The sequence below is a fragment of the Streptomyces sp. SCSIO 30461 genome (genome assembly GCF_037023745.1).
Classification (GTDB): Bacteria; Actinomycetota; Actinomycetes; order Streptomycetales; family Streptomycetaceae; genus Streptomyces.
Genome location: NZ_CP146101.1, coordinates 2,435,460 through 2,454,666 on the forward strand (window position 1 = coordinate 2,435,460; position 19,207 = coordinate 2,454,666).

A 19,207-nucleotide genomic window follows, 5' to 3' on the forward strand; every position below is an offset into this window, starting at 1 on the left:
CATGCACGCCCGCCGGGCCCCGCACCACGCCATGACCAGCCCGAGATCCGCCCCAGCAGCGCGGTCCACCGCCCCGGCGCGGGACGGTGGGAGCGCCTTGGCGCTGCTCGTCATCGCGTCCTGCCAGCTGATGGTGGTGCTCGACATCACCATCGTGAACGTCGCGCTGCCGCACATCCAGAGCTCGCTCGGCTTCTCCACCACCGACCTGTCGTGGGTCGTCAGCGCATACACCCTCGCGTTCGGCGGGCTGATGCTGCTCGGTGGCAGGATGGGGGACATCCTGGGGCGGCGCAGGGTCTTCGTCTGTGGAGTGCTGCTCTTCGTCGCGGGCTCGCTGGCCGCGGGGCTCGCGCAGAGCGCGGGGGCGCTGCTCGCCGCCCGCGCCTTCCAGGGATCGGGCGCCGCCGTCGCCTCCCCGACCGCCCTCGCCCTGATCAGTACGACCTTCTCCGAAGGCCCCGAGCGCAATCGGGCCTTCGGTGTCTTCGCCTCCGTGTCCGCCGCCGGGGGAGCACTCGGTCTGGTGGCGGGCGGTGTGATCGTCGAATGGCTCGACTGGCGCTGGGTGTTCTTCGTCAACGGGCCGATCGGAATGCTCGCCGTCCTCGCCGCGCCGCGATGGATCAGGGAGTCCGGGCGCCAGTCCGGCACCTTCGACATCGCGGGCGCGCTCACCGCCACGGTCGGGATGGTGCTGCTCGTCTACGGTTTCATCCGGGCGGCACGGGGCGGGTGGTCGGACTCGCTGACGATCGCGTCGTTCGCGCTGGCATCGGCGACCCTGGGTCTGTGCGCCCTGGTCGAGCGCCGTTCCAGACGGCCGGTCATCCCGCTTCGACTGTTCGCCGACCGCAACCGCCGCGGGACCTACGCGATGATGCTGAGCTTCGCGGCGGCGATGTTCGGCATGTTCTTCTTCCTCTCCCTCCATGTGCAGAACGTGCTGGGATTCAGCCCGCTCCAGGCGGGGTTCGCCTTTCTGCCGGTCAGCGCGATCATCGTGGTCGGGGCGCGGACCACGGCGCGGCTGCTGCCCCGGTACGGGCCCAAGCCCTTCCTGGTCGCCGGTGCCCTGCTGGCGACGGCCGGCCTGATCTGGCTGACCCGTGTCGACGCCCATTCGACATACGCCGGTGCGTTTCTGGGGCCGATGCTGGTGTTCGGCCTGGGCATGGGCCTGCAGTTCGTGTCGATCACCGTGACAGCGCTCTCCGGCGTCGCGGCCGGGGAGTCCGGTGCGGGGTCCGGTCTGCTCAACGCGCACCAGCAGGTGGGCGGCTCGCTCGGGCTCGCCGTACTGGTCACGGTGTTCGGTGCGGCCGCAGGCCGGGAGGCGGCCCTTCAGGCTCCGGTCTTCCTCAGCCGGGCCACCCCCGCGGAGAAGCTGGGTTACGCGCACACCGGCCGACTCCCGGCGCCCTACGCCGACGCGGTCCTCACCTCCGGTGCGACGGCCGTCTTCGCCGTCGCTGCCGTCTTCACGGCGGTAGCCGCGCTGATCGCGCTGTTCGTGGTCCGCTTCGGCCCTGCCGACATCGAACGCCTCAACGGCCGCGGCAGCGGAAGCCCATGAGTCAACCGGTTGAGCTGTCGGCCACCATCCTCGACGCCTCGAACATCGCCGCGGCCTGCGGCAGCGGCTTCGCGGCCAACGCGGGTACACCGGTCCAGGGTGTGTTGCGAAAGTAGCTCCGTCCGCCCGCAGGGCGGGGCCTGCGGCGTCTGGTGCGTGCGATCGCAAGGCGGAGGATCATCCTCGTACTGGACGTACGTGGATGACTCCGGCAACGCAGCGAGCGTGCGTGCCAGGCGTCGCGGGTCAGGAGGGACTTTCGCAACACGCCCCAGCCGGCGGCCCAGCACCGGGAACGCGCCTCGCGCCGGCCGCCGGTGGATGGCGGTCGGCCCCGCGTGCCGGGGCGACCCGGCCGGGGGTCAGGGGGTGACGATGGCGAAGTGCATGTCCGGTTCGTCCAGCACCGCCATCAGTGTGACCAGCAGCAGCGGATTGCCCGTCATGGTGATGCCCTTGGTCGACTTGGTGAGCAGCATGACGAGCAACTGGTCCCTGGTCATCGTCATGGTCAGTCCGGCGGCCGGGCCGGGCTTGGTGCCGCTGGTCCAGGTGAGCACTCCGTTGGTCAGCACCAGGTGCCAGTAGTCGTCGCCGATATGCCAGTCGACTGCCAGCTTCAGGCCCCATGCCTTGGGGCCGTTGATCCGGACGGCCATGCCGTCGATGAGCTGTCCGATCGTGAGTGACGCGTACACGTCCGGGCCGAACGCCTGCCCCTTCGCTTTGCCGACGCCCTTGGTGAGTTCCTGCGCACCCGTCAGATAGAAGTTGCGCCACACGGCGTTCTCGGACGCGTGGCCGAGTCTGGTGTAGACCTCGGCCAGCTGGCGCTTTGCCCGGGTGTCCTTGGGGTCGTTGAACACGGCGTGGTTGAGCAGGGTGACGGCGAATCGCAGATCGCCCTTGCGCGCGTACTGCTCGGCGCGGGAGCGCACCGCGCCCTGACCGCCCATGCAGGCGACATACCGGCGGGCTTCCTCGACGGGAGGGTGCCTCCACAGGTTGGCGGGGTTGCCGTCGAACCAGCCCATGTAGCGTTGGTAGATCCCCTTGACGTTGTGGCTGACGGAGCCGTAGTAGCCGCGGACAGCCCATGCCCGCTCCAGCGCGGGCGGCAGCCTGAGCGTCTCCGCGATCTCCGACCCGGTCATTCCCTTGTTCATCAGACGGACCGTCTGATCGTGCAGATAGCCGTAGAGGTCCCGCTGCTGGCCGAGCAGCTCCACGATGCTGTCGTTGCCCCATGTCGGCCAGTGGTGCGAGGCGAAGGCGACATCGGCTTTGCCCCCGTACAGGCTGATGGCCTCGGTGAGATAGCCGGCCCAGGCGTGGGCGTCGCGGACCTGGGCTCCGCGCAGGGTGATGATGTTGTGCATGGTGTGGGTGGCGTTCTCCGCCATGCACACCGCGCGCAGATCGGGGAAGAGGAAGTTCATCTCCTCCTGGCACTCGGTCCCCGGGGTCATCTGGAACTGGATGCGCACCCCGTCGACGGTGACTTCCTGACCGGTGGCGCTGATGTACTGGGTGGGAGGGATCAGATTGACCGTTCCGTCCGAGACGGTGAGCCCGAGTCCACAGCCGACCTGGACGTCGGCTCCCTTGGGCAGCAGGGTGCCGTACATGTAGGAGGCCCGACGGACCATGGCGGGACCGGCGTAGACGTTCTCGCTGACCGCGTGCTCCATGAAGCCCCGGGGCGCGAGTACGGGAATCCCGGGGCCGCCATCAGGCAGCACCCCGCGGCAGCCGCCGAAGTGGTCGAGGTGCGGATGGGTGTAGATCATTCCCTTGACGGCGCGGTTTCCCCGGTGGGCGCGATAGAGCGCCAGTGCTGCGGCCGCGGTCTCGGCTGAGATCAGCGGATCGATGACGATGACGCCGGTCTCGCCCTCGACGATGGTCATGTTGGAGATGTCGAGACCGCGGACCTGGTAGATCCGCTCGGTGACCTTGTACAGGCCCTGCCTGGCCACCAGTCGGGCCTGTCGCCAGAGGCTCTTGTCGACGCTCTTGGGCGGTGTGTCGCCCGCTTTGGAGAGGAAGGCGTAGGCGTCCGTGTCCCAGATGGTGGCACCGGCCTTGTTCTTGATCGCACCACCGGTGAACGCCGCGATGAAGCCGCGGTCGGCGTCCTTGAAGTCCTGCCTGTCGTCGTGGGGGAGACCGTCGGTGCGCGTCGCCGAGACGGCGCCTGCGTGAAGTTGCCCGGAGTACGCCTGGGCGGTCTGCGGGTTCAGTGCGACGGCCGCAGTCGCGGCACCCGCTGCGGCGACGAAGCCGCGCCGGTCCATCGAGGTCATGGTGCACGTTCCCTTCTCGCAAGGATCAGGCCAGGTCCCCGGTGGGCGAAGCCGGACCGTAGTGCAGTAGGACTGCAACAAGAGCGGGGCGCCACTATTGCAGTTGGAGTGCATCAAAAGAAGATGTGTGACGCAGGTTCTGCCTGTGAATCACCGACTGTGCCGCTCAGGGCGTCGACGCCGGGGCCGCTGCCGCGTCCGGCGGGTCGCCGAGCAGCGCACGCAGGGTCCGCTCCATCGCCGAGCGGGTCGCCGCCTCGCCCAGGCCCCGCCGACTGCGCAGATGGTCCCAGGCCGCCCAGGACAAGGCGGCCTCGAGGGAGTCGAGCAGTCCGCCCGCCCGGCGTGCTCCCGGCATCCGCCGCAGCTCCGGCTCGAAAGTCCGTGCCAGGTCGTCCCGCAGCCAGGTGTCACCCCGGCTCATCACCCGGCGCAGGCCGGCCCAGTCCGGCTCAAGGGCCAGTCCCACCTTGCGGATCGGCGTCATCCGCTCGTACATCCGGCCCCGCTGTGCCACGAGGACGCGCACTTTGTACGCCGTGGCGTGCCCGGGTGGCACCGGTTCCGCCAGCGCCCGCCAGCGCTCCGCCTGCCGCTCAGCGGCTGCCGTGTACAGCGCCTCCCGGTCGGCGAAGTGGACGAAAACGGTGCGTTCCGACACTCCTGCCCGCTCCGCGATGGCCTTGCCGGTGGGCTTGCGCACACCCTCTGCCACCAGGTCCAGCAGCGCGTCCAGCAGCAGCGCACTGGTTCGCTCGGGGTCGCGCCGCCACCGGGGCCGCCGTCCCGTCCCGCGTGTGGCGCGGGCTCCGGTGGGCGGTTCGTCTCGCTCGTCTCGTGCGTTCACGTGGCACATGGTCTCAGCCGCTACACTCCCGCCGTCCGAGCCCGCGCCAGGCCCCTCCCGCGGGTCCGGCGTCATGCGTCGGGCGTCGGTCGGCACCTTTGGAGGCAGCTACGCCGAACGGTTTACAAAACTCCCGATGCACCGTCATATTGCTTCACTCGTAGGCAAGTTCATCACCGCCACGGTGATGAGCAGGCAGTGTTTGCTCGTGTCAGCATCCGTTCCGGAAGCATTCCGGCGGAAAACCCCCGAAGGGCAAGATGGTGTCCAGACTTCGTACCCAGCGCAGAAGCGCCGTCATCGCCGTCGCCGTGGTTTCGGCGGCAACGGCCATGGCGACGATGCCCGCGGCGCAGGCCGGTGCTTCGTCCCAGTCGGTGACCGGCACGTTCAACGTCCTCACCTACAACGTCGCGGGCCTCCCCGAGCCGCTGTCCGGCAGCAATCCGGACAAGAACACGAAGCTCATCTCGCCGCGGCTCAACGCCTACGACGTGGTGAACGTCCAGGAGGACTTCGCCTATGACGACGACCTCCGCAAGTACGACGAGCACCCCTACCGGACCAAGGCTTCGGCCAAGGGCTGGATATTCGGAGTGCCGTTCTCCGACGGCCTGAACTCGTTCACCGATTTCAAGCAGAGCAACCTGGACCGCGAGGGCTGGGACAAGTGCACCGGCACCAACTGCCTGACCCCCAAGGGGTTCAGCTATGTCCAGCTCGAACTGCCGGGTGGTGCGAAGCTCGACCTGTACAACGCCCATATGAACGCGGGGTCCGGCTCCGAGAAGGAACTGCGCGTCCGACGCGACAACACGCGGCAGCTCTCCGAGTACATCCGGAAGCACTCGGCCGGCAACGCCGTCATCGTCATGGGCGACATGAACAGCCGCTACACCCGCTCCGGCGACATCATCCGCGAGCTCCGGGACGACAACGGCTTCACCGACGCCTGGGTGGAGCTGATCAACGGCGGCAAGACCCCGGACGTCGACGACAACGCGAAGACCTGCAAGACGGAGACCTCCTGCGAGGTCATCGACAAGATCTTCTACCGCAGCGGGTCTGGTATCGAGCTGAAGGCGACGTACTACAACAACGAGTACGCGTCCTTCCTCGACTCCGGCGGTGATCCGCTCTCCGACCACCACCCGGCGACCGCCCGGTTCACCTACACCCTCCGGTAGCCGACGAGCCGAGACACCACGGGCTGTCACGGAGGCGGGCGGTGAACCCCGGAAGGCACCGCCCGCTTTCGCTGTCGGTTGACCCAGGACCGAGTCATTCCGGAACATCCCTCGGTCATCGCTCTCCCGATTCCCGCGGTGCCGCCCCTCCGTGTGGTGAACCCCTTCACCAAGTGTGGAGTGCCGACCTGTTGCCATCGACGAAGACCGTTCCGGGCAGTGCGAGACGTGGATGCGCCAGACATCTCGAGATCGACGAGGGGATCACCACGGACGCCGAATCCGTCCTGGTGACCGCTGGGTGCCAGGAGGCGATGGTTCTGGTGATGCGCACGCTGTGCAAGGACTCTCGTGACGTGATCCTCACCTCGTTCCCCTCGTACGTCGGCTTCCTGGGCGGCGCGCACCTGGTGGGGATGCCCGTCATCGGCGTACGCGAAGGCACCCGGGAATCGGCGTGGAGCATCTGCTCCTCCGTGCTGCCCGGACAGGACGAACCGCCGACTGGCGTCCGTCACATGATTACGGGATCGTCGACACCGGGGGACGGACGGATGCCGATGCGAACCGGGAGGCGTCGGCCAGTGCTGTGGTAGGCCACAGGAAGGCCGGCCATGGTCTGAGGAGAGAGACAGTTCTTGCCGTCCACAATCATCGCGGGGGCGGCGAGCTGGGTGACAAGTTCACCCCAGTCGGCTTCGATGATCTCGGGCCATTCGGTGAGTACCACCACCGCCCGAGCGCCCTGGATCGCGCTGCGCATATCGGTGTATGCCAGAGCGCCGGGGAAGAGCCGGCCGAGTTCCTCCCCGGCGATGGCGGGCTCCCAGATCCGTACACCTGCCGCCCTGTCGACGAGCTGAGGGATGATCGTGCGGCTGGGCGCGGCGAGCATGCCATCACTCCAGGGCTCGTAGCGTGCTCCCAGGACGGCGATTTGGCTGCTGGCGAGGTCGGCACCGAGTTCGGTGCACAGCGTGTCGATGACGAGCAGGGGCTGGGTCCGGTTGATCTCGATGACCGCGTCCAGCAGCGGGGTCGCCACGCCAAGGTCGTCGGCCCATCGCTGAAGAGCAGCGGTGTCCTTGGGCAGGCAGGAATCCCCGAAACCCAGGCCCGGCTGCAGGAAGGCATGCCCGATCCGCGGGTCGCAGCCGGCGGCGCGTAGGACGTCGTCGACGTTCGTCTCCGGCCCCCCGCACAGCCGCGCCACCTCGTTGGCGAAGCTGAATTTCATGGCGAGGAAGGAGTTGCTGGCGTACTTGGCCAGCTCCGCGCTTACTGGCGTGGTGATCACCCAAGGGCAGGCTGGCGACCCGTAGAGCTCGCGCAGCACCCGCACCACCGGCTCGTAGCAGACTCCGGCGACAACCCTCGCCGGGCTGCTCCAGTCGTCCAAGGCGCTGCCTTGGTTGAGGAACTCAGGGTTGTAGGCGTAGCGCTGCCGTAGCTGTGGGAAGGCATCGAGGAAGGCGTCACTGGTACCGGGGGGCACGGTCGACTTGAGCACCACGATCGGCGCGGGCAGCAAGGCGGCGGCCTCCGTCACCGCTGCAGTGACCTGCGACAGGTCCGCGGAGCCGTCCTCGGCCGGTGGGGTTCCGACGGTGATCAGCACGACGTCGAACGGCTCGTGTGCGTGGGCAGAGGCGAGACTCTCGGCAAAGCGCAGGCGCCCCGTCTCCAGCGCCAGGGACAGCTCTTGCTGCAGGCCAGGCTCCACCACCGGGGCGCGGCCGGCATGAAGAGACCTCAGCCGTCCCGGCTGCTGCTCGATGCCCGTCACCCGATGACGGTGTGAGGCAAGAGCCACCGCTCCGGTCACGCCCACGTAACCCTGTCCGACAACCGCGACCCGCATTCCTGCCTCACAACCCGCTGGACCAAACCCATGCCCCCACGCCAATACGCGCACCTCAATCTCCCGTGGAACTGACAGAGAGTCCAATTCCTACCGCTCATACGAGTGAGCCGCGCCCCTGTCCATCAAGGGTGCCGACCGGCGAGTGGACGCGTCACTCACCCGTACCGTGCGGGGCGTTTGCATCTCCGCGCCTCCCGCCGGAAGCCGGCTTCTGATTGCCTTGCCCCGTGCCGGTGCCCGTCCAGAGGAGTACGGCGGTTATCCCGCAGAATGCCGCGCCGACACCGACGCCGAGCCGACTGCCGTCGATGAAGTCCTGTCTCGCCGCACTCACGATCTCCTCGCGTTGGGCGGGCGTGGGTGCGGGAAGCGGCCTTCGGGGGCTGACCTCGGCCGTGTAGGCGTAGGGGTCGGCCTCGTCGACGATCTGGCTGACGACTGCCCGGCGAACTGCGGCCTCGGGGATCGCCTCGCGCAGGGACGCGTCGAGTGTGCTGCCCACCCAGGTCGCCAGGATGGTGCCGGTGACCGCGAATCCGAAGGTGGTGCCGACGGCCCGCTGGGCGCTCATGATGCCCGACCCCATCCCGGCCCGGTCCGCTGGCGTTGCGGTCATGGCCAAGGTGGTGATCGGCGCGACGACCAAAGCCCCACCCGCGCCCGTGAGCAAGAGACCCGCTGCGACTACGGAAGCCGAGATGGGCATGCCCAGGGCGATGGTCGTGAGCCCCACGAACAGGAGGGGCTGCCCGATCCTGGCGACCGGCAGGGGACCGAATTGCTGGGCAAGGCGACCGGCGATCGGTGACAACACCATCAAGCTCAGGGCTGACGGCAGGATCAGCAGCCCGGTCAGTTCCGGTGAGTAGCGCTCGATGTTCTGGAAGTACTGCGTGATGATCAACAGCATTCCGTACACGCCGAAGAATGCTGAGAAGATCGTGACCATGGACACGGCATAGATCCGGTTGCCAAAGAGCCTGACATCCATCATCGGGCTGGGCATCCGGAACTCGTACCAGGCGAAGACTGCCAAGCAGGTCGCGCCGATGGTCAGCAGGGTCAGGATCAGTGTCGACCCCCAGCCATCCTCCTGGCCCTGGATGATCCCATAGGACAGTGATCCCATGGCCGCGATGAAGAGGAGCTGGCCACCCCAGTCGAATCCGCGCTGACGCTCTCCGCGGGACTCGGTGACACGCCAGAACGTCAGAGCCAGTACGAGCACGGCAATGGGTGCGTTGATCACGAAGACGGCCCGCCAGCTGAGGGTCTCCGTCAGGACACCACCGACCGTGGGTCCCAGAACGCCGGCTACGTTCGCCACGCCCATCCACAAACCGATGGCCTTCGCCCGCTCGCCCTTCTGGGGGAAGGCCGCGCTCACCAGGGCGAGCGATGTCACGCTCAGTGTCGCGGCAGCGACCCCCTGTAGCGCCCGGGCGAGGGTCAGGCCGGTGAGGCTTGGGGCCAGACCTGCCGCTAGGGAGGTGAGGGTGAACGCGGTGAGACTCAGGATGAACAGGCGTTTTCGCCCGAAGCGATCGGCCGCGGTGGCTCCGGCCATGATGAAGGTGGCCATCCCGATGGTGTACGCGGTGACCACCCACTGCAGGCCGGACTCACCTACACCGAAATCCCGCTGGATCTCCGGCAGTGCCACATTCGCGATCACCCCGTCGAGGAGCACCATGAACAGACCGATCCCGGTGGCTACCAGCGTCGCCACCTGATCTCGCGTCCACGGAGTACGCGCCTGTTTCCGTTGGTAACGCACCATCACATCTTATTGATCGGAAACTCATGGGGTTCGCGTCCAGGATGTGGCGGACCTGTGGGCCGCCTATGCCGTCTCACTCTGATTGAACCTCTTTCATCCTGTGCTGGAGGGTGAAATGGGCTGGTCAGCGGGTGTGGTGACGGGGCAGGGACCCTCGGGCCCCGCCCCGAGGCCGGGTAGTTAGCCTGTTCGTGCTGGTGGCGGGGGGCTGAGGTCCAGGCTGTGGCTGCATAGAGGCCGGGGCCGAGCTTGTGGATGAGACCGGTGTTGTCCCATCGGGACAGTTGCTCACCCTCGCCCGTCTGCGGATGGGACACACCTACGCCCAGCTCGCCGCGGGGTTCGGCGTCGGCACCACGGCAGCCCTTAGGCAGGGGCCGTGCCGCCGGCGGAGACGATCCGCAAGACCGGACTTGAATCAGGCGATATCCACCGCGCTCGCCCCGTGGCGCAAGCCGCGGGCGGTTCACGGCCCGGGGAAGGTCCTCCTGGACGTCGCCCTCGCGGTCGCGCTGGGCGGGGACTGCCTGGGGGCGTGGGCATGCTGCGTGCGGAGCCGGACGCGTTCGGGCCGATGGCCTCCGATCCGGAGGTCTCCCGGCTCATCGACACGCTCGCCCAAGGCGGGGAGCGGGCCCTGACCGCGCTGCGCAGGGCCCGGTCCGGAGTACGCGAACACGTATGGAAGCTGGCTGGTGACGCGGCGCGATCGTCCAGATCGCCCTGGACCTGCTGGCCTGGATGCCGATGCTCGCCCTCACCGGCCATGCCCGCCTCTGGGGCCCGCCGCCTGCGGCTTCGTCTCTTCTCCGCCGCCGCCCAGCTCATCACCACCGGGCGACGCCGCATCCTCCGTCTCGCGGGGCACTGGCCCCCGGACCGACGTGATCACCGAAGCCCTGCAACGACTCACGGCCCTACCGAACCCCGGCTGACCAGCAGCATCCCGTCCCCACGAGCAGCACCACCCGACCGGAGCGGTGGAACCCGGCGCCCACCCGACGCGATAGCCGGGCAATCAGCCTGCCCACCTGCACGAGCCTCCGCCCCGAACGAGCCGAAAGGGTCCGTCAGCAAGCTGACGGACCCTCATGCAAGATCGAGGTCAGGGTGCAGCGAAAGCAGGCTTTCGGGCCACGAGCCATGTGCTGACCGGCCACAGCGGGTTGTTGCGTACCGCAGCCCAGTGCAACGGGTGCCAGCGCGATGCGGGGACCGGCCGAAAGCGCAGCCCCAGGCCGGTGATCGGGATGAGGGTGAGGTTTCCCCAGCCACCGACCTCGACGGGCTCCGCGATGTCCTTGCACAGCAGGCGGAGTCCGTCCGGCGTGAACCTCCAGAAGTCGCCGGGTGCATAGTGAATGGAGTTGAAGAAGCACGTCGTGTGGATGATGTAGCCGCCAGGCCGCGCCACTCGGACACTCTCACGGACGGCGACGAACGGGTCGCCTGCCACATGTTCCAGAACCTGATCGCTGAGCACCACATCGAAACTGTCATCGGTCATCGGCAGCGAGAGGATATTGAATTCCGGATAGTCGGCTTTCGTGATGCCGGCGGCACTGAGACCTAGCTGGTGAGCCAGCTGCAACGAATCCCCGATGGCCAGCACAGACATCCCGGCAGCATCGTGCTGGTCGCTGACGTCGGCGATCACGGACCTCAACCGCTTGTACATGCTGTATCGGGTAATATGCGGCATACTTGCGGTTCGCGAGCTACCGCGAGTCTTTGCCGGCTTGCTGTTTCTGGCGCTGGCCAAGACGAGGACCCCCTTGACATGTGCGATGCGATTGGGGTTTTCCTTGGTGGGCGGCAACCGGACCCACGGGATGTGGTTCGCGCTGCGTGAGTTCGTCCTTGACGGCAAGCTGACAGTCGACATTATTCGATGCGGCAAAGTTCGGCAGTTTCGTACTCCATTGATTACTGCTTTGAAGTGCCGACCGCAATGCCGTAGAACTTCGATAGATGCTCGTATTATATGTTACAGCCTCAGCCCGGATCCGTCGGCCAGGGAACTTGATCAAGCCCTGGGTCTGCGCTGGTCAGCGGAGTCCGAGAGCTACAGCCGGAGATCTTGAGGGTTGCTGATCGGTGGGGTCGGTTGGCAGGGCTGTTTCAAAGTCCTGCCGGGCGGGTGAAGATGCTGGTCACGGCGTGGTGACGATGTACTTGAGGACCGCTACGAACAGATCGGGGCTCCCGTTGTGGACGGATGGCCTTGCCAGTCGCCGTTCAGAACCGGAGCCCCGATGTGCCGTCAGTCTGCCACCGTATGTCTCGTCAAGTCGCCTTCGATGGCAGTGTGTTCGGGGATGTCGCTGGCTGAACGGCTGGTCAGACTTCCGGCCCCGCGCCATCGCCGGGGAGTACGTCACCCCTTCGTGGCGGTGCTGCTGACGCTGGCGTCCGCCGTGGTGGCGGGCGCGCGGTCGTACGCGGCGATCGGGCAGTGGGCTCGCAGTGCGCCGCAGGGGACACTGGCCCGGCTTGGCGCACGTCTGCTGACCTCACTGAACGCACGGATCGCACCGGGCGGGTCGACGATCCGGCGGATCGTTTCCACCGTCGATCGCGAGAACGACGGAGCCCCGGCCCTGCGGCTCCTCCCGGCGCGGTCCGCGCATGTGGGCCGGGATCCGTCGAACCGGGTCACGCACTCCGCAGAGCAGCCGCACAAGCCCTGCCCGACCATCCGGCAACCTCCCAGGACAGAAAACCGAAAGCTTCGAGAGTCACCCAGTGGCCCCTTTCGGGCTCACCTCGGCGATCCCCATCTTCCTGCTGCCCGCCTTACCCGGCGTGGACCCCGTCGAGGGGGCGGGGACCCACGTCGAACGCGGTGCCGGCCGGTTCGAGGGGCGTGGCCTTCCCGGTCAGGAGGGCGAAGGCGGAGTCCAGGCAGGCGGCGGCGCGTGCGGGGTCGGGGTCGGCCTTGCGGATGATCTGCACGCCCTGGATCAGGGTGAGCAGGAGCCGTGCGCCGCTGTGCGGGGTGATCGCCGTGGAGAGTTCGCCGTCGTGCGCGGCGCGTTCGAGCTGCCGAGTGAACGCCTGCTCGGCGAGGCTCAGGCTGCGCTGTGCGAGGCGTGCGACCTCGCCGTCGTGAGGGAGCAGTTCGGCGATGCTGTTGACGCTGAAGCACCCTGCGGGGCCGCAGACCTCGTCCGTAGCGAGCAGTCGCCCGAGGAGATCGCGCAGCTGACCGAGGGCGGGGCCGTCCGCGTCGAGGGCGGTGGCGAGTAGGGCGTCCTGGCGGTCCAGGTAGCGGGTCAGCGCGCGCACGAACAGCTGGTGTTTGTCGCCGAAGGCCGCGTAGATGGAGCTGCGTCCCAGGCCGAGATCCTCCACCAGGTCGCTCATGGCTGTGGCCTCGTAGCCCTTGCGCCAGAAGAGGAGAATCGCGCGGTCCAGGATCGCTTCTTCGTCGAACGTGCGTGGTCTGGCCATGGCTCCACCGTAGCGAACGGGGCGCGACGAGGCAGCAAGTATTGGACCGTCCGTTTCATAAGTGCTAAGTTACGGAACGATCGGTCCCGAACTGTCGGAGAGGCAGGGGTGGGCGACCCGTAGGAATCTTGTCAGGAGCAACGTGAAAGTCGAGATCTACTCAGACCTGGTGTGCCCGTGGTGCTACATCGGAAAGCGCCGGTTCGAGCAGGCCTTGGCCGCCTTCCCCGGCGCCGACCAAGTCGAGGTCGTCTACCGTCCGTTCCAGCTCAACCCCGATGCCCCCGAGACGACGGAGCCCTCCGCTCAGGTCTACGAACGCAAGTTCGGGCGCCCGGCGGACACCATCTTCGGCCCCCTCACCCAGGCCGCCGCCGCCGAAGGCCTCACCTTCCGCCTGGAGGAGGCCCTCGCCACCAACACCTTCCAGGCACACCGGCTGCTCTGGCACGCCGCGCGCCACACACGCCAGGTGGAGGTGAAGGAGGGTCTGCTGGCCCACTACTTCACCAACGGCGGCGACCTCGGCGACCGCACCACCCTCGCGGACGTCGCCGCGGCGGCCGGACTCGACCGCGACGCCGCACTGGCCTTCCTCGCCTCCCGGGAGGGCACCGAAGAGGTCCGCGCCGAGCTGGCCCAGGCGGTGGAGGTGGGTGTCACCGCTGTGCCGACCTTCGTCTTCGACGGCAAGGTCGTGCTCCAGGGAGCGCAGAGCCCGGAACTGATCCTCGAAGTCCTCACCAAGGTCGCCGACGGAACGATCTCGGCCGCCACCGTCTAGCAGCACCCCGACCCGCCTCGACGCCACGTCCCGGGGTACGGCACCACCGCCATGGGCTCGGCACCACCCAAAGTAATGATCAAGGAGTTCGCCATGAAGGCAGCGGTCATCAACCAGTACGGCCCGATCGACGACGTCGTGACGGTCACCGAGGTCCCCACACCCTCCGTCGGCCCGCGCGACGTGCTGATCAAGGCCCGGGCGGCCGGCGTCAACCCGGTCGACCACCTGATCATCAAGGGCTTCATGCGCGCTGGCGACCTCACCCAACCCCTGGTCATCGGCAACGAACTCGCGGGCATGGTGGCCGAGACCGGCGCGGAGGTGACCGGGTTCGCCGTCGGCGACGAGGTCTTCGCCCGGGTCGACCCTCGCATCGGCGGGGCCTTCGCCGAGTACGTCGCCGTGGACCAGTCCCTGGTCGCCGCCAAGCCGCAGGCCCTCTCGTTCGAGGAAGCGGCCTCGCTGCCCCTGGCCGGCCTCACCGCCTGGCAGGCACTGACCGAGCAGGCGCAAGTCGGGCCGGCCACCCGCGTCCTGATCCACGGCGGCGCCGGCGGCGTGGGCTCCGTCGCGGTCCAGCTCGCCAAGCACCTCGGCGCCGAGGTCGTGGCCACCGCGGGCGCCGACAGCATCGAACTCGTCCGCCGCCTGGGCGCCGACCAGGTCATCGACTACCGCGCCGAGAACTTCGACGAGATCCTCTCCGACATCGACGTCGTCTTCGACACCATCGGCGGGCCGACCCAGGACCGCTCCTTCCGGGTCCTCAAGCCCGGCGGAACGCTCGTCTCGATCGTCCCCATCACCGACATCGAGGCCAAGAAGACCGAGTGGAACGTCGACGCCCGCACCTTCTACATGCGCCCGCACGGCGAGCAGCTGGCCCACCTGGCCGACCTGGTGACCTCCGGCAAGCTCCAGCCACTGCTGGAGACGACCTTCCCCCTCGCCGAGACCGCCGACGCCCTGCGCAAGGTGGAACGCGGCGGCGCCCGCGGCAAGACCGTCATCCGCATCCCAGCCTGACCCGCGCCCGAACAGGGGCGAGCAGTGGCGAGCAGCCCGCGTACGTAGTCACGCATGCGGCGGCGGAGCTCGACTCGGCCGACCGGTGTCCGATAGTCAGGAAGAAGTCGTCCAGTTCGAGGTCCCACTACTCGGCTGCATACTCGGTGATCACTCTCGGTGGTTGCCTCGCCGCTGCCATTACCTGCGACGTTGTCGTACGCCCGAGGAGCGGTCTCCGTGAGACCGACCCCGCACGATCGAAGTCCCGCCGCACTCCCGCCACCCGGCGAAAGAGAACACCCTGATGCGGGGCCCCTCGCGGTTGGGGCGTCAATTCCTTTCGCTCAGGTGTGTGCGGATCGCTTCCGCTGCGCGTAGGGCGGCGGCCCGGAAGCGGGGGCCCAAGGCGTAGAAGTTCAGGTACCCGTGAATGAGGTCGTCCATCCGGTCCAGGGTCACTGTTGCCCCGGCTTTCTCCAGGGCGGTCGCGTACGCCTCCCCTTCGTCGCGCAGGGGATCGAAGCCCGCGACGAAGACATGGGCGGCGGCGATCCCGGGGGAAGCCTCCCCGAGCAGCGGGGACAGCCGGGGATCGGAGCGGTCGGCGGAGGCTGGCGCGTAGTGGTTCTCGAACCACTTGATGTCGTCGTCGGTCAGCATGAAGCCGTTCGCGAGCCGTTCACGGGAGGGATAGCGCCGAGTGAGGTCGGTGGCCGGATAGAACAGGAACTGGTGTGAGGGGCGGGGGCCCTGCCGTTTCATCACGGCCTGGGAAACGGCTGCCGCGAGGTTGCCTCCGGCGCTGTCGCCGCCCACGGCAATCCGCTGGGGATCGACGCCCAGCTCGGCGGCGTGGGCGTGGGCGTGCTCGAAGGCGGCGAGTGCGTCGTTGAAGGGGGCCGGGAAGGGGTGCTCCGGGGCCAGCCGGTAATCGACGGACAGCACGCGCACCCCGGCGTGGTGGGCAAGGAAGCGCGTCAGGGGAGCGTATTCGGCACGACTGCCGATGACCCAGCCGCCGCCGTGGAAGAACACCAGCAACGGGGAGGGGGCGGGGTAGCCCGCGGGAGTGTGGAGGGTGGCGAGGATCTCGCCGTCCGGGGTATCGATCTGGATGTCGCGGTCGATGACGGTGCCGTAGTGGGGCCCGGCGAGGATGTGCTGATGGCTCCGGACGGCTTCGCGGGTCTTGTCCGGGGAGTCGCCGACCACCAGGCGGACGGTGCCCTGCCGTTTGTTCAGCGCGATCAGGAGTTGGGCGTCGAGGGCGAGTTCCCGGCCGTCGATCCGCACGGCAGGGCCGGCGATTCGGCGCTTGACGCCCTCCGGCAGCCGGAACAGCAGGCGGAGGACTCCCTTGCGGAGTCGGGTCGCCGGGGAAGCGTCGACGGAGCGGCTCGATAGTTGAGGCATGGTGCTGTTCCTTCTACGGTGAATGAGGACCGCTACGAACAGATCGGGGCTCTCGTTGTGGACGGATGGCCTTGCCAGTCGCCGTTCAGAACCGGAGCCCCGATGTGCCGTCAGTCTGCCACCGTATGTCTCGTCAAGTCGCCTTCGATGGAAGTGTGTTCGGGGATGTCGCTGGCTGAACGGCTGGTCAGACTTCCGGCCCCGCGCCATCGCCGGGGAGTACGTCACCCCTTCGTGGCGGTGCTGCTGATCGCTGGCGTCCGCCGTGGTGGCGGGCGCGCGGTCGTACGCGGCGATCGGGCAGTGGGCTCGGAGTGCGCCGCAGGGGACACTGGCCCGGCTAAGGGCTGTCCCTGCGAAACTCCTCCGGATACGGAGACTTCCGTCCCATCTGGACATCCCTTCCTGGACCAACAAGATCCATTCTCAGGGTGTCCACTCCGCGGCGAGAACCTCAGACCAAGTTTCACCTTGGGGCCAGGGCACGGAAACGGAAATGATCACACAGGATCACGGGCAACTTGCGTCCACGGCCAAGCTGCCCGACCCCACGCGGAGCGTGACGTCGCTTCAGCAAGCCGAACCAGCACCGCTCAACTTTGAAGACTCGCCTTTCGTCCGGACGAGTGTGAGCCGACCACCCCGTACAACTCGTAGGCCAAACGGACGAATCGCGCCTGAATCCTGATGGAGCCCAGTCAGAATCGACTACATGACGGAAGCCGTCCCTCTGATGACGAAACACCAGAAGATGACTGTCGCGGCAACGGGACTCGGAATTTTCATGGTGTTCATAGACGTCAATATTGTCAATGTGGCGCTGCCCAGCATCCAGGAGGCGTTCAAGACGGGCGAGGAGGGACTTCAGTGGGTTGTCGCCGGGTACAGCCTCGGAATGGTCGCCTTGCTGATGAGCACTGCCTCACTGGGTGACCGCTATGGCCGCCGGCGCGGTTTTCTCGCCGGGGTTGTGGTGTTCACCGTATCCTCTGCGCTCTGTGCACTTACGACGAGTCTTACGGCACTCACCGCGTTGCGGGTCATCCAGGGTGTGGGAGCAGCGTTTGTCACCTCCTTGTCGCTTGCCCTACTGAGCGCGGCGTTCCCCGATCCGAAGGGAAAGACGAAGGCGATCGCCGTATGGATGGCCGTGGGGATGGTCGGTGCATCCGTGGCTCCGACGCTGGGGGGTGTCCTGGTCCAGTTCTTCGACTGGGGGAGTGTGTTCACCGTGAACGTTCCCGTGGGTGCGGCTGTCGCCGTGCTCACGTGGGTTTACGTCATGGAGTCGCGGGATCCAGAGGCGCCCCGGCTGGACTGGCCCGGACAGGTGACTTTCATCCCGGCGGTCGCCTTGCTGGCATTCGCGGTCATCCAAGCACCACGGGCCGGGTGGACGTCTGCGGCGATCTGGGCAGGGCTCCTGGGCGCATCGGCGTGCATGGGATTGTTCGTCCACTTCGAGCGCCGGGCCGCGGTCCCGCTGATCGATCTCAGCCTGTTCGGCGACCCCGTATACAGGTCGGCCTTGGTGGTCTACTTCCTCGTGATGTCTTGCTTCTTCGGGGTGTTGATCCTGATGACGCAGTACCTCCAAAATGTGCAGGGTTTCTCCCCACTGCTGACAGGGATGTTGATCCTCCCGGTCCCGGTGGCCTTCGGGTCGGCCTCGCTGCTCGCGGGCGCGGCCGTGGCTCGGTGGGGTCCCCGCTGGCCGACACTGGCCTGTCTGGGAGCCGTGACCGCGGGACTGCTCGTAACCGCGGCGGGTTTGGGGAGTATGTTGCCCGTGATGCTGGCCGGTCTGGCACTGTTCGGCGCAGGATCCGGCGGTTGTGCCACGCCGCTGCTGGTTCTCGGTATGACGCATGTCCCCGAGCATCGCGCCGGCATGGCGGCGGGCCTCGTCAATCTACAGCGGTCAATGGGGTGCATCTTCGGCGTTGCCTTCCTGGGGTCAATTCTCGCAGCCTGGCTGAGCCTGTCGCTTCCGGGCAGCCTCACGGCCGAGGTGCCTGATCGCGCGGTACGCCGGGCGGTCGCGTCAGCGATCATCGACGGCGCGAACCCGCATGCCCATCCGGCCTTCATCGGGCCTGGCCGCCCGCTTGCGTATCTCCTTCCTGGTCAGGATCGTGCGATCGTCCGTGCTGCCGACAAGGACTTCATCGGCGGCATCCGGATTGCTCTGGGAACCGCCGTGGTGCTTTTGGCAGGAGCATTCGCCCTCAGTTGGAGACGCTTCCCCACGTCAGGCCAGGGCTGAGAAGCCGAATTTCATCCGATCTTGGAATTTGCGAGTCGAACGGAGTTCCTCGTCGGGTGACAGGGAGCTGTCGATAAATAACTCCTCGGTTTCTGAGGGGGCGTTTGATCTAGGTGGATTGCCGCTTATGCCCTGGTAGGTTCCTCGCCAGGTCGGTGTGGTCTCGACCGTTATGCGTTTGCTGAGGTTGTCGATGGAGACGATGTGGATCACGGCCTCGGAGCTGGCGGTGAAGGTCTCGTAGTCGCGGGCGAGGCGGCGGTGCATCGTGATCGGTACGACAACGGCTTCTCACGCGCCAGCGCTCATGAGGAGGAAGGAGACGACAGCGGACAAGGCGGCCAGCATCGCACTCGCCTTCACTCCCGGCGATCGTCCCAGGATCCTCGTGAGCGCGATGAACACGACGAGGGAAGAAACGGTGTAGAGGGCAACCCATGTCACGTGGAATTCGGAACCGGCCATACCTCCGAGAATCGACCCGATCAGAGCCCCGCCGACAAAGATGCCTGCCGAGATCCACTGGATTTCAAGCGGGCTGGGGGCTCCCTCCGGCGGTCTGCGCTTGCGGGACGTGCGGTCGCGGACCTCCGCTGCGATGAACAGAATCGCTGCCAAGAGCCAGGGCAGTATATAGATGAATGCGGGTGCTGGCATGTGAATCAGTCCTTGGGTCTTTCTATGTACCGCCTGCGAGAACTCTTCGATGGCGTGCCCTGA

Annotated in this window: 13 protein-coding genes and 4 pseudogenes; 8 read left to right on the forward strand and 9 right to left on the reverse strand. The window is 67.2% G+C overall.

The genetic code is table 11. The annotated features are described in order from the left end of the window. The first annotated feature begins 31 nt into the window (after window positions 1-31). On the forward strand, window positions 32-1,576 hold the full coding sequence (locus V1460_RS10880; RefSeq protein ID WP_338673549.1) for an MFS transporter: 1,545 nt from the start codon (window positions 32-34) through the stop codon (window positions 1,574-1,576). A 362-nt stretch (window positions 1,577-1,938) separates the two neighbouring features. Here the strand turns inward: V1460_RS10880 and V1460_RS10885 are convergent, their stop codons facing one another. Beyond that, a complete protein-coding gene (locus V1460_RS10885; protein WP_338673550.1) occupies window positions 1,939-3,882 on the reverse strand; it encodes an alkyl sulfatase dimerization domain-containing protein in 1,944 nt (647 codons plus the stop codon). 166 nt (window positions 3,883-4,048) lie between these two features. Continuing rightward, window positions 4,049-4,729: a TetR/AcrR family transcriptional regulator gene (locus V1460_RS10890; RefSeq protein ID WP_338673551.1), complete on the reverse strand. Its 681-nt coding sequence runs from the start codon at window positions 4,727-4,729 to the stop codon at window positions 4,049-4,051. Window positions 4,730-4,989: 260 nt separating this feature from the next. Between V1460_RS10890 and V1460_RS10895 the strand changes: the two genes are divergently transcribed. Next, window positions 4,990-5,916, forward strand: a complete 927-nt coding sequence (locus tag V1460_RS10895) for an endonuclease/exonuclease/phosphatase family protein (RefSeq protein ID WP_338673552.1) — start codon at window positions 4,990-4,992, stop codon at window positions 5,914-5,916. Window positions 5,917-6,430: 514 nt separating this feature from the next. Here the strand turns inward: V1460_RS10895 and V1460_RS10900 are convergent. Both V1460_RS10900 and V1460_RS10905 read right to left on the reverse strand, forming a co-directional pair. Then, window positions 6,431-7,777 (reverse strand): nucleotide sugar dehydrogenase, encoded by a 1,347-nt coding sequence (locus tag V1460_RS10900; protein WP_338673553.1) that lies wholly within the window; start codon window positions 7,775-7,777, stop codon window positions 6,431-6,433. A gap of 154 nt (window positions 7,778-7,931) precedes the next feature. After that, window positions 7,932-9,509, reverse strand: a complete 1,578-nt coding sequence (locus V1460_RS10905; RefSeq protein ID WP_338673554.1) for a DHA2 family efflux MFS transporter permease subunit — start codon at window positions 9,507-9,509, stop codon at window positions 7,932-7,934. 335 nt (window positions 9,510-9,844) lie between these two features. On the opposite strand from V1460_RS10905, the pseudogene V1460_RS10910 reads away from it, so the two are divergent. Together V1460_RS10910 and V1460_RS10915 are read left to right on the forward strand one after the other, a co-directional pair. Next, window positions 9,845-9,931 (forward strand): annotated as a pseudogene (locus V1460_RS10910) (transposase family protein); the annotation flags it as partial. An 8-nt stretch (window positions 9,932-9,939) separates the two neighbouring features. Beyond that, window positions 9,940-10,266: pseudogene (locus V1460_RS10915) on the forward strand (transposase); the annotation flags it as partial. Between the two features lie 399 nt (window positions 10,267-10,665). Here the strand turns inward: V1460_RS10915 and V1460_RS10920 are convergent. Then, complete coding sequence (locus V1460_RS10920; RefSeq protein ID WP_338673555.1) at window positions 10,666-11,217, reverse strand: methyltransferase domain-containing protein; 552 nt, start codon at window positions 11,215-11,217, stop codon at window positions 10,666-10,668. A gap of 661 nt (window positions 11,218-11,878) precedes the next feature. Here V1460_RS10920 and V1460_RS10925 point away from each other — a divergent pair. Continuing rightward, window positions 11,879-12,130 (forward strand): annotated as a pseudogene (locus V1460_RS10925) (transposase family protein); the annotation flags it as partial. A gap of 226 nt (window positions 12,131-12,356) precedes the next feature. Here the strand turns inward: V1460_RS10925 and V1460_RS10930 are convergent. After that, window positions 12,357-13,013, reverse strand: a complete 657-nt coding sequence (locus tag V1460_RS10930) for a TetR/AcrR family transcriptional regulator (RefSeq protein ID WP_338673556.1) — start codon at window positions 13,011-13,013, stop codon at window positions 12,357-12,359. 142 nt (window positions 13,014-13,155) lie between these two features. On the opposite strand from V1460_RS10930, the gene V1460_RS10935 reads away from it, so the two are divergent. Together V1460_RS10935 and V1460_RS10940 are read left to right on the forward strand one after the other, a co-directional pair. Further along, the gene (locus tag V1460_RS10935; protein ID WP_338673557.1) at window positions 13,156-13,797 is read left to right on the forward strand and encodes a DsbA family oxidoreductase; all 642 of its coding nucleotides are present in this window, start codon (window positions 13,156-13,158) and stop codon (window positions 13,795-13,797) included. Window positions 13,798-13,890: 93 nt separating this feature from the next. Then, on the forward strand, window positions 13,891-14,826 hold the full coding sequence (locus V1460_RS10940; RefSeq protein ID WP_338673558.1) for an NADP-dependent oxidoreductase: 936 nt from the start codon (window positions 13,891-13,893) through the stop codon (window positions 14,824-14,826). 312 nt (window positions 14,827-15,138) lie between these two features. On the opposite strand, the gene V1460_RS10945 is transcribed toward V1460_RS10940, so the two are convergent. Further along, window positions 15,139-16,221: an alpha/beta hydrolase gene (locus V1460_RS10945; protein WP_338673559.1), complete on the reverse strand. Its 1,083-nt coding sequence runs from the start codon at window positions 16,219-16,221 to the stop codon at window positions 15,139-15,141. A 712-nt stretch (window positions 16,222-16,933) separates the two neighbouring features. Between V1460_RS10945 and V1460_RS10950 the strand changes: the two genes are divergently transcribed. Then, window positions 16,934-18,487 carry an MFS transporter gene (locus V1460_RS10950; RefSeq protein ID WP_338673560.1) on the forward strand — a complete coding sequence of 518 codons (1,554 nt, stop codon included), beginning with the start codon at window positions 16,934-16,936 and terminating at the stop codon, window positions 18,485-18,487. 135 nt (window positions 18,488-18,622) lie between these two features. Here V1460_RS10950 and V1460_RS10955 read toward each other — a convergent pair. Together V1460_RS10955 and V1460_RS10960 are read right to left on the reverse strand one after the other, a co-directional pair. Next, window positions 18,623-18,760, reverse strand: a pseudogene (locus V1460_RS10955) (IS5/IS1182 family transposase); the annotation flags it as partial. Between the two features lie 18 nt (window positions 18,761-18,778). Next, a complete protein-coding gene (locus tag V1460_RS10960) occupies window positions 18,779-19,144 on the reverse strand; it encodes a hypothetical protein (protein ID WP_338673561.1) in 366 nt (121 codons plus the stop codon). Window positions 19,145-19,207 lie beyond the last annotated feature (63 nt).

Coding starts and splice junctions, on each gene's coding strand:
- V1460_RS10950 (WP_338673560.1), top strand. CDS start 16,934: ATGACGGAAGCCGTCCCTCTGATGACGAAACACCAGAAGATGACTGTC.
- V1460_RS10945 (WP_338673559.1), bottom strand. CDS start 16,221: ATGCCTCAACTATCGAGCCGCTCCGTCGACGCTTCCCCGGCGACCCGA.
- V1460_RS10900 (WP_338673553.1), bottom strand. CDS start 7,777: ATGCGGGTCGCGGTTGTCGGACAGGGTTACGTGGGCGTGACCGGAGCG.
- V1460_RS10885 (WP_338673550.1), bottom strand. CDS start 3,882: ATGACCTCGATGGACCGGCGCGGCTTCGTCGCCGCAGCGGGTGCCGCG.
- V1460_RS10930 (WP_338673556.1), bottom strand. CDS start 13,013: ATGGCCAGACCACGCACGTTCGACGAAGAAGCGATCCTGGACCGCGCG.
- V1460_RS10880 (WP_338673549.1), top strand. CDS start 32: ATGACCAGCCCGAGATCCGCCCCAGCAGCGCGGTCCACCGCCCCGGCG.
- V1460_RS10960 (WP_338673561.1), bottom strand. CDS start 19,144: ATGCCAGCACCCGCATTCATCTATATACTGCCCTGGCTCTTGGCAGCG.
- V1460_RS10940 (WP_338673558.1), top strand. CDS start 13,891: ATGAAGGCAGCGGTCATCAACCAGTACGGCCCGATCGACGACGTCGTG.
- V1460_RS10895 (WP_338673552.1), top strand. CDS start 4,990: ATGGTGTCCAGACTTCGTACCCAGCGCAGAAGCGCCGTCATCGCCGTC.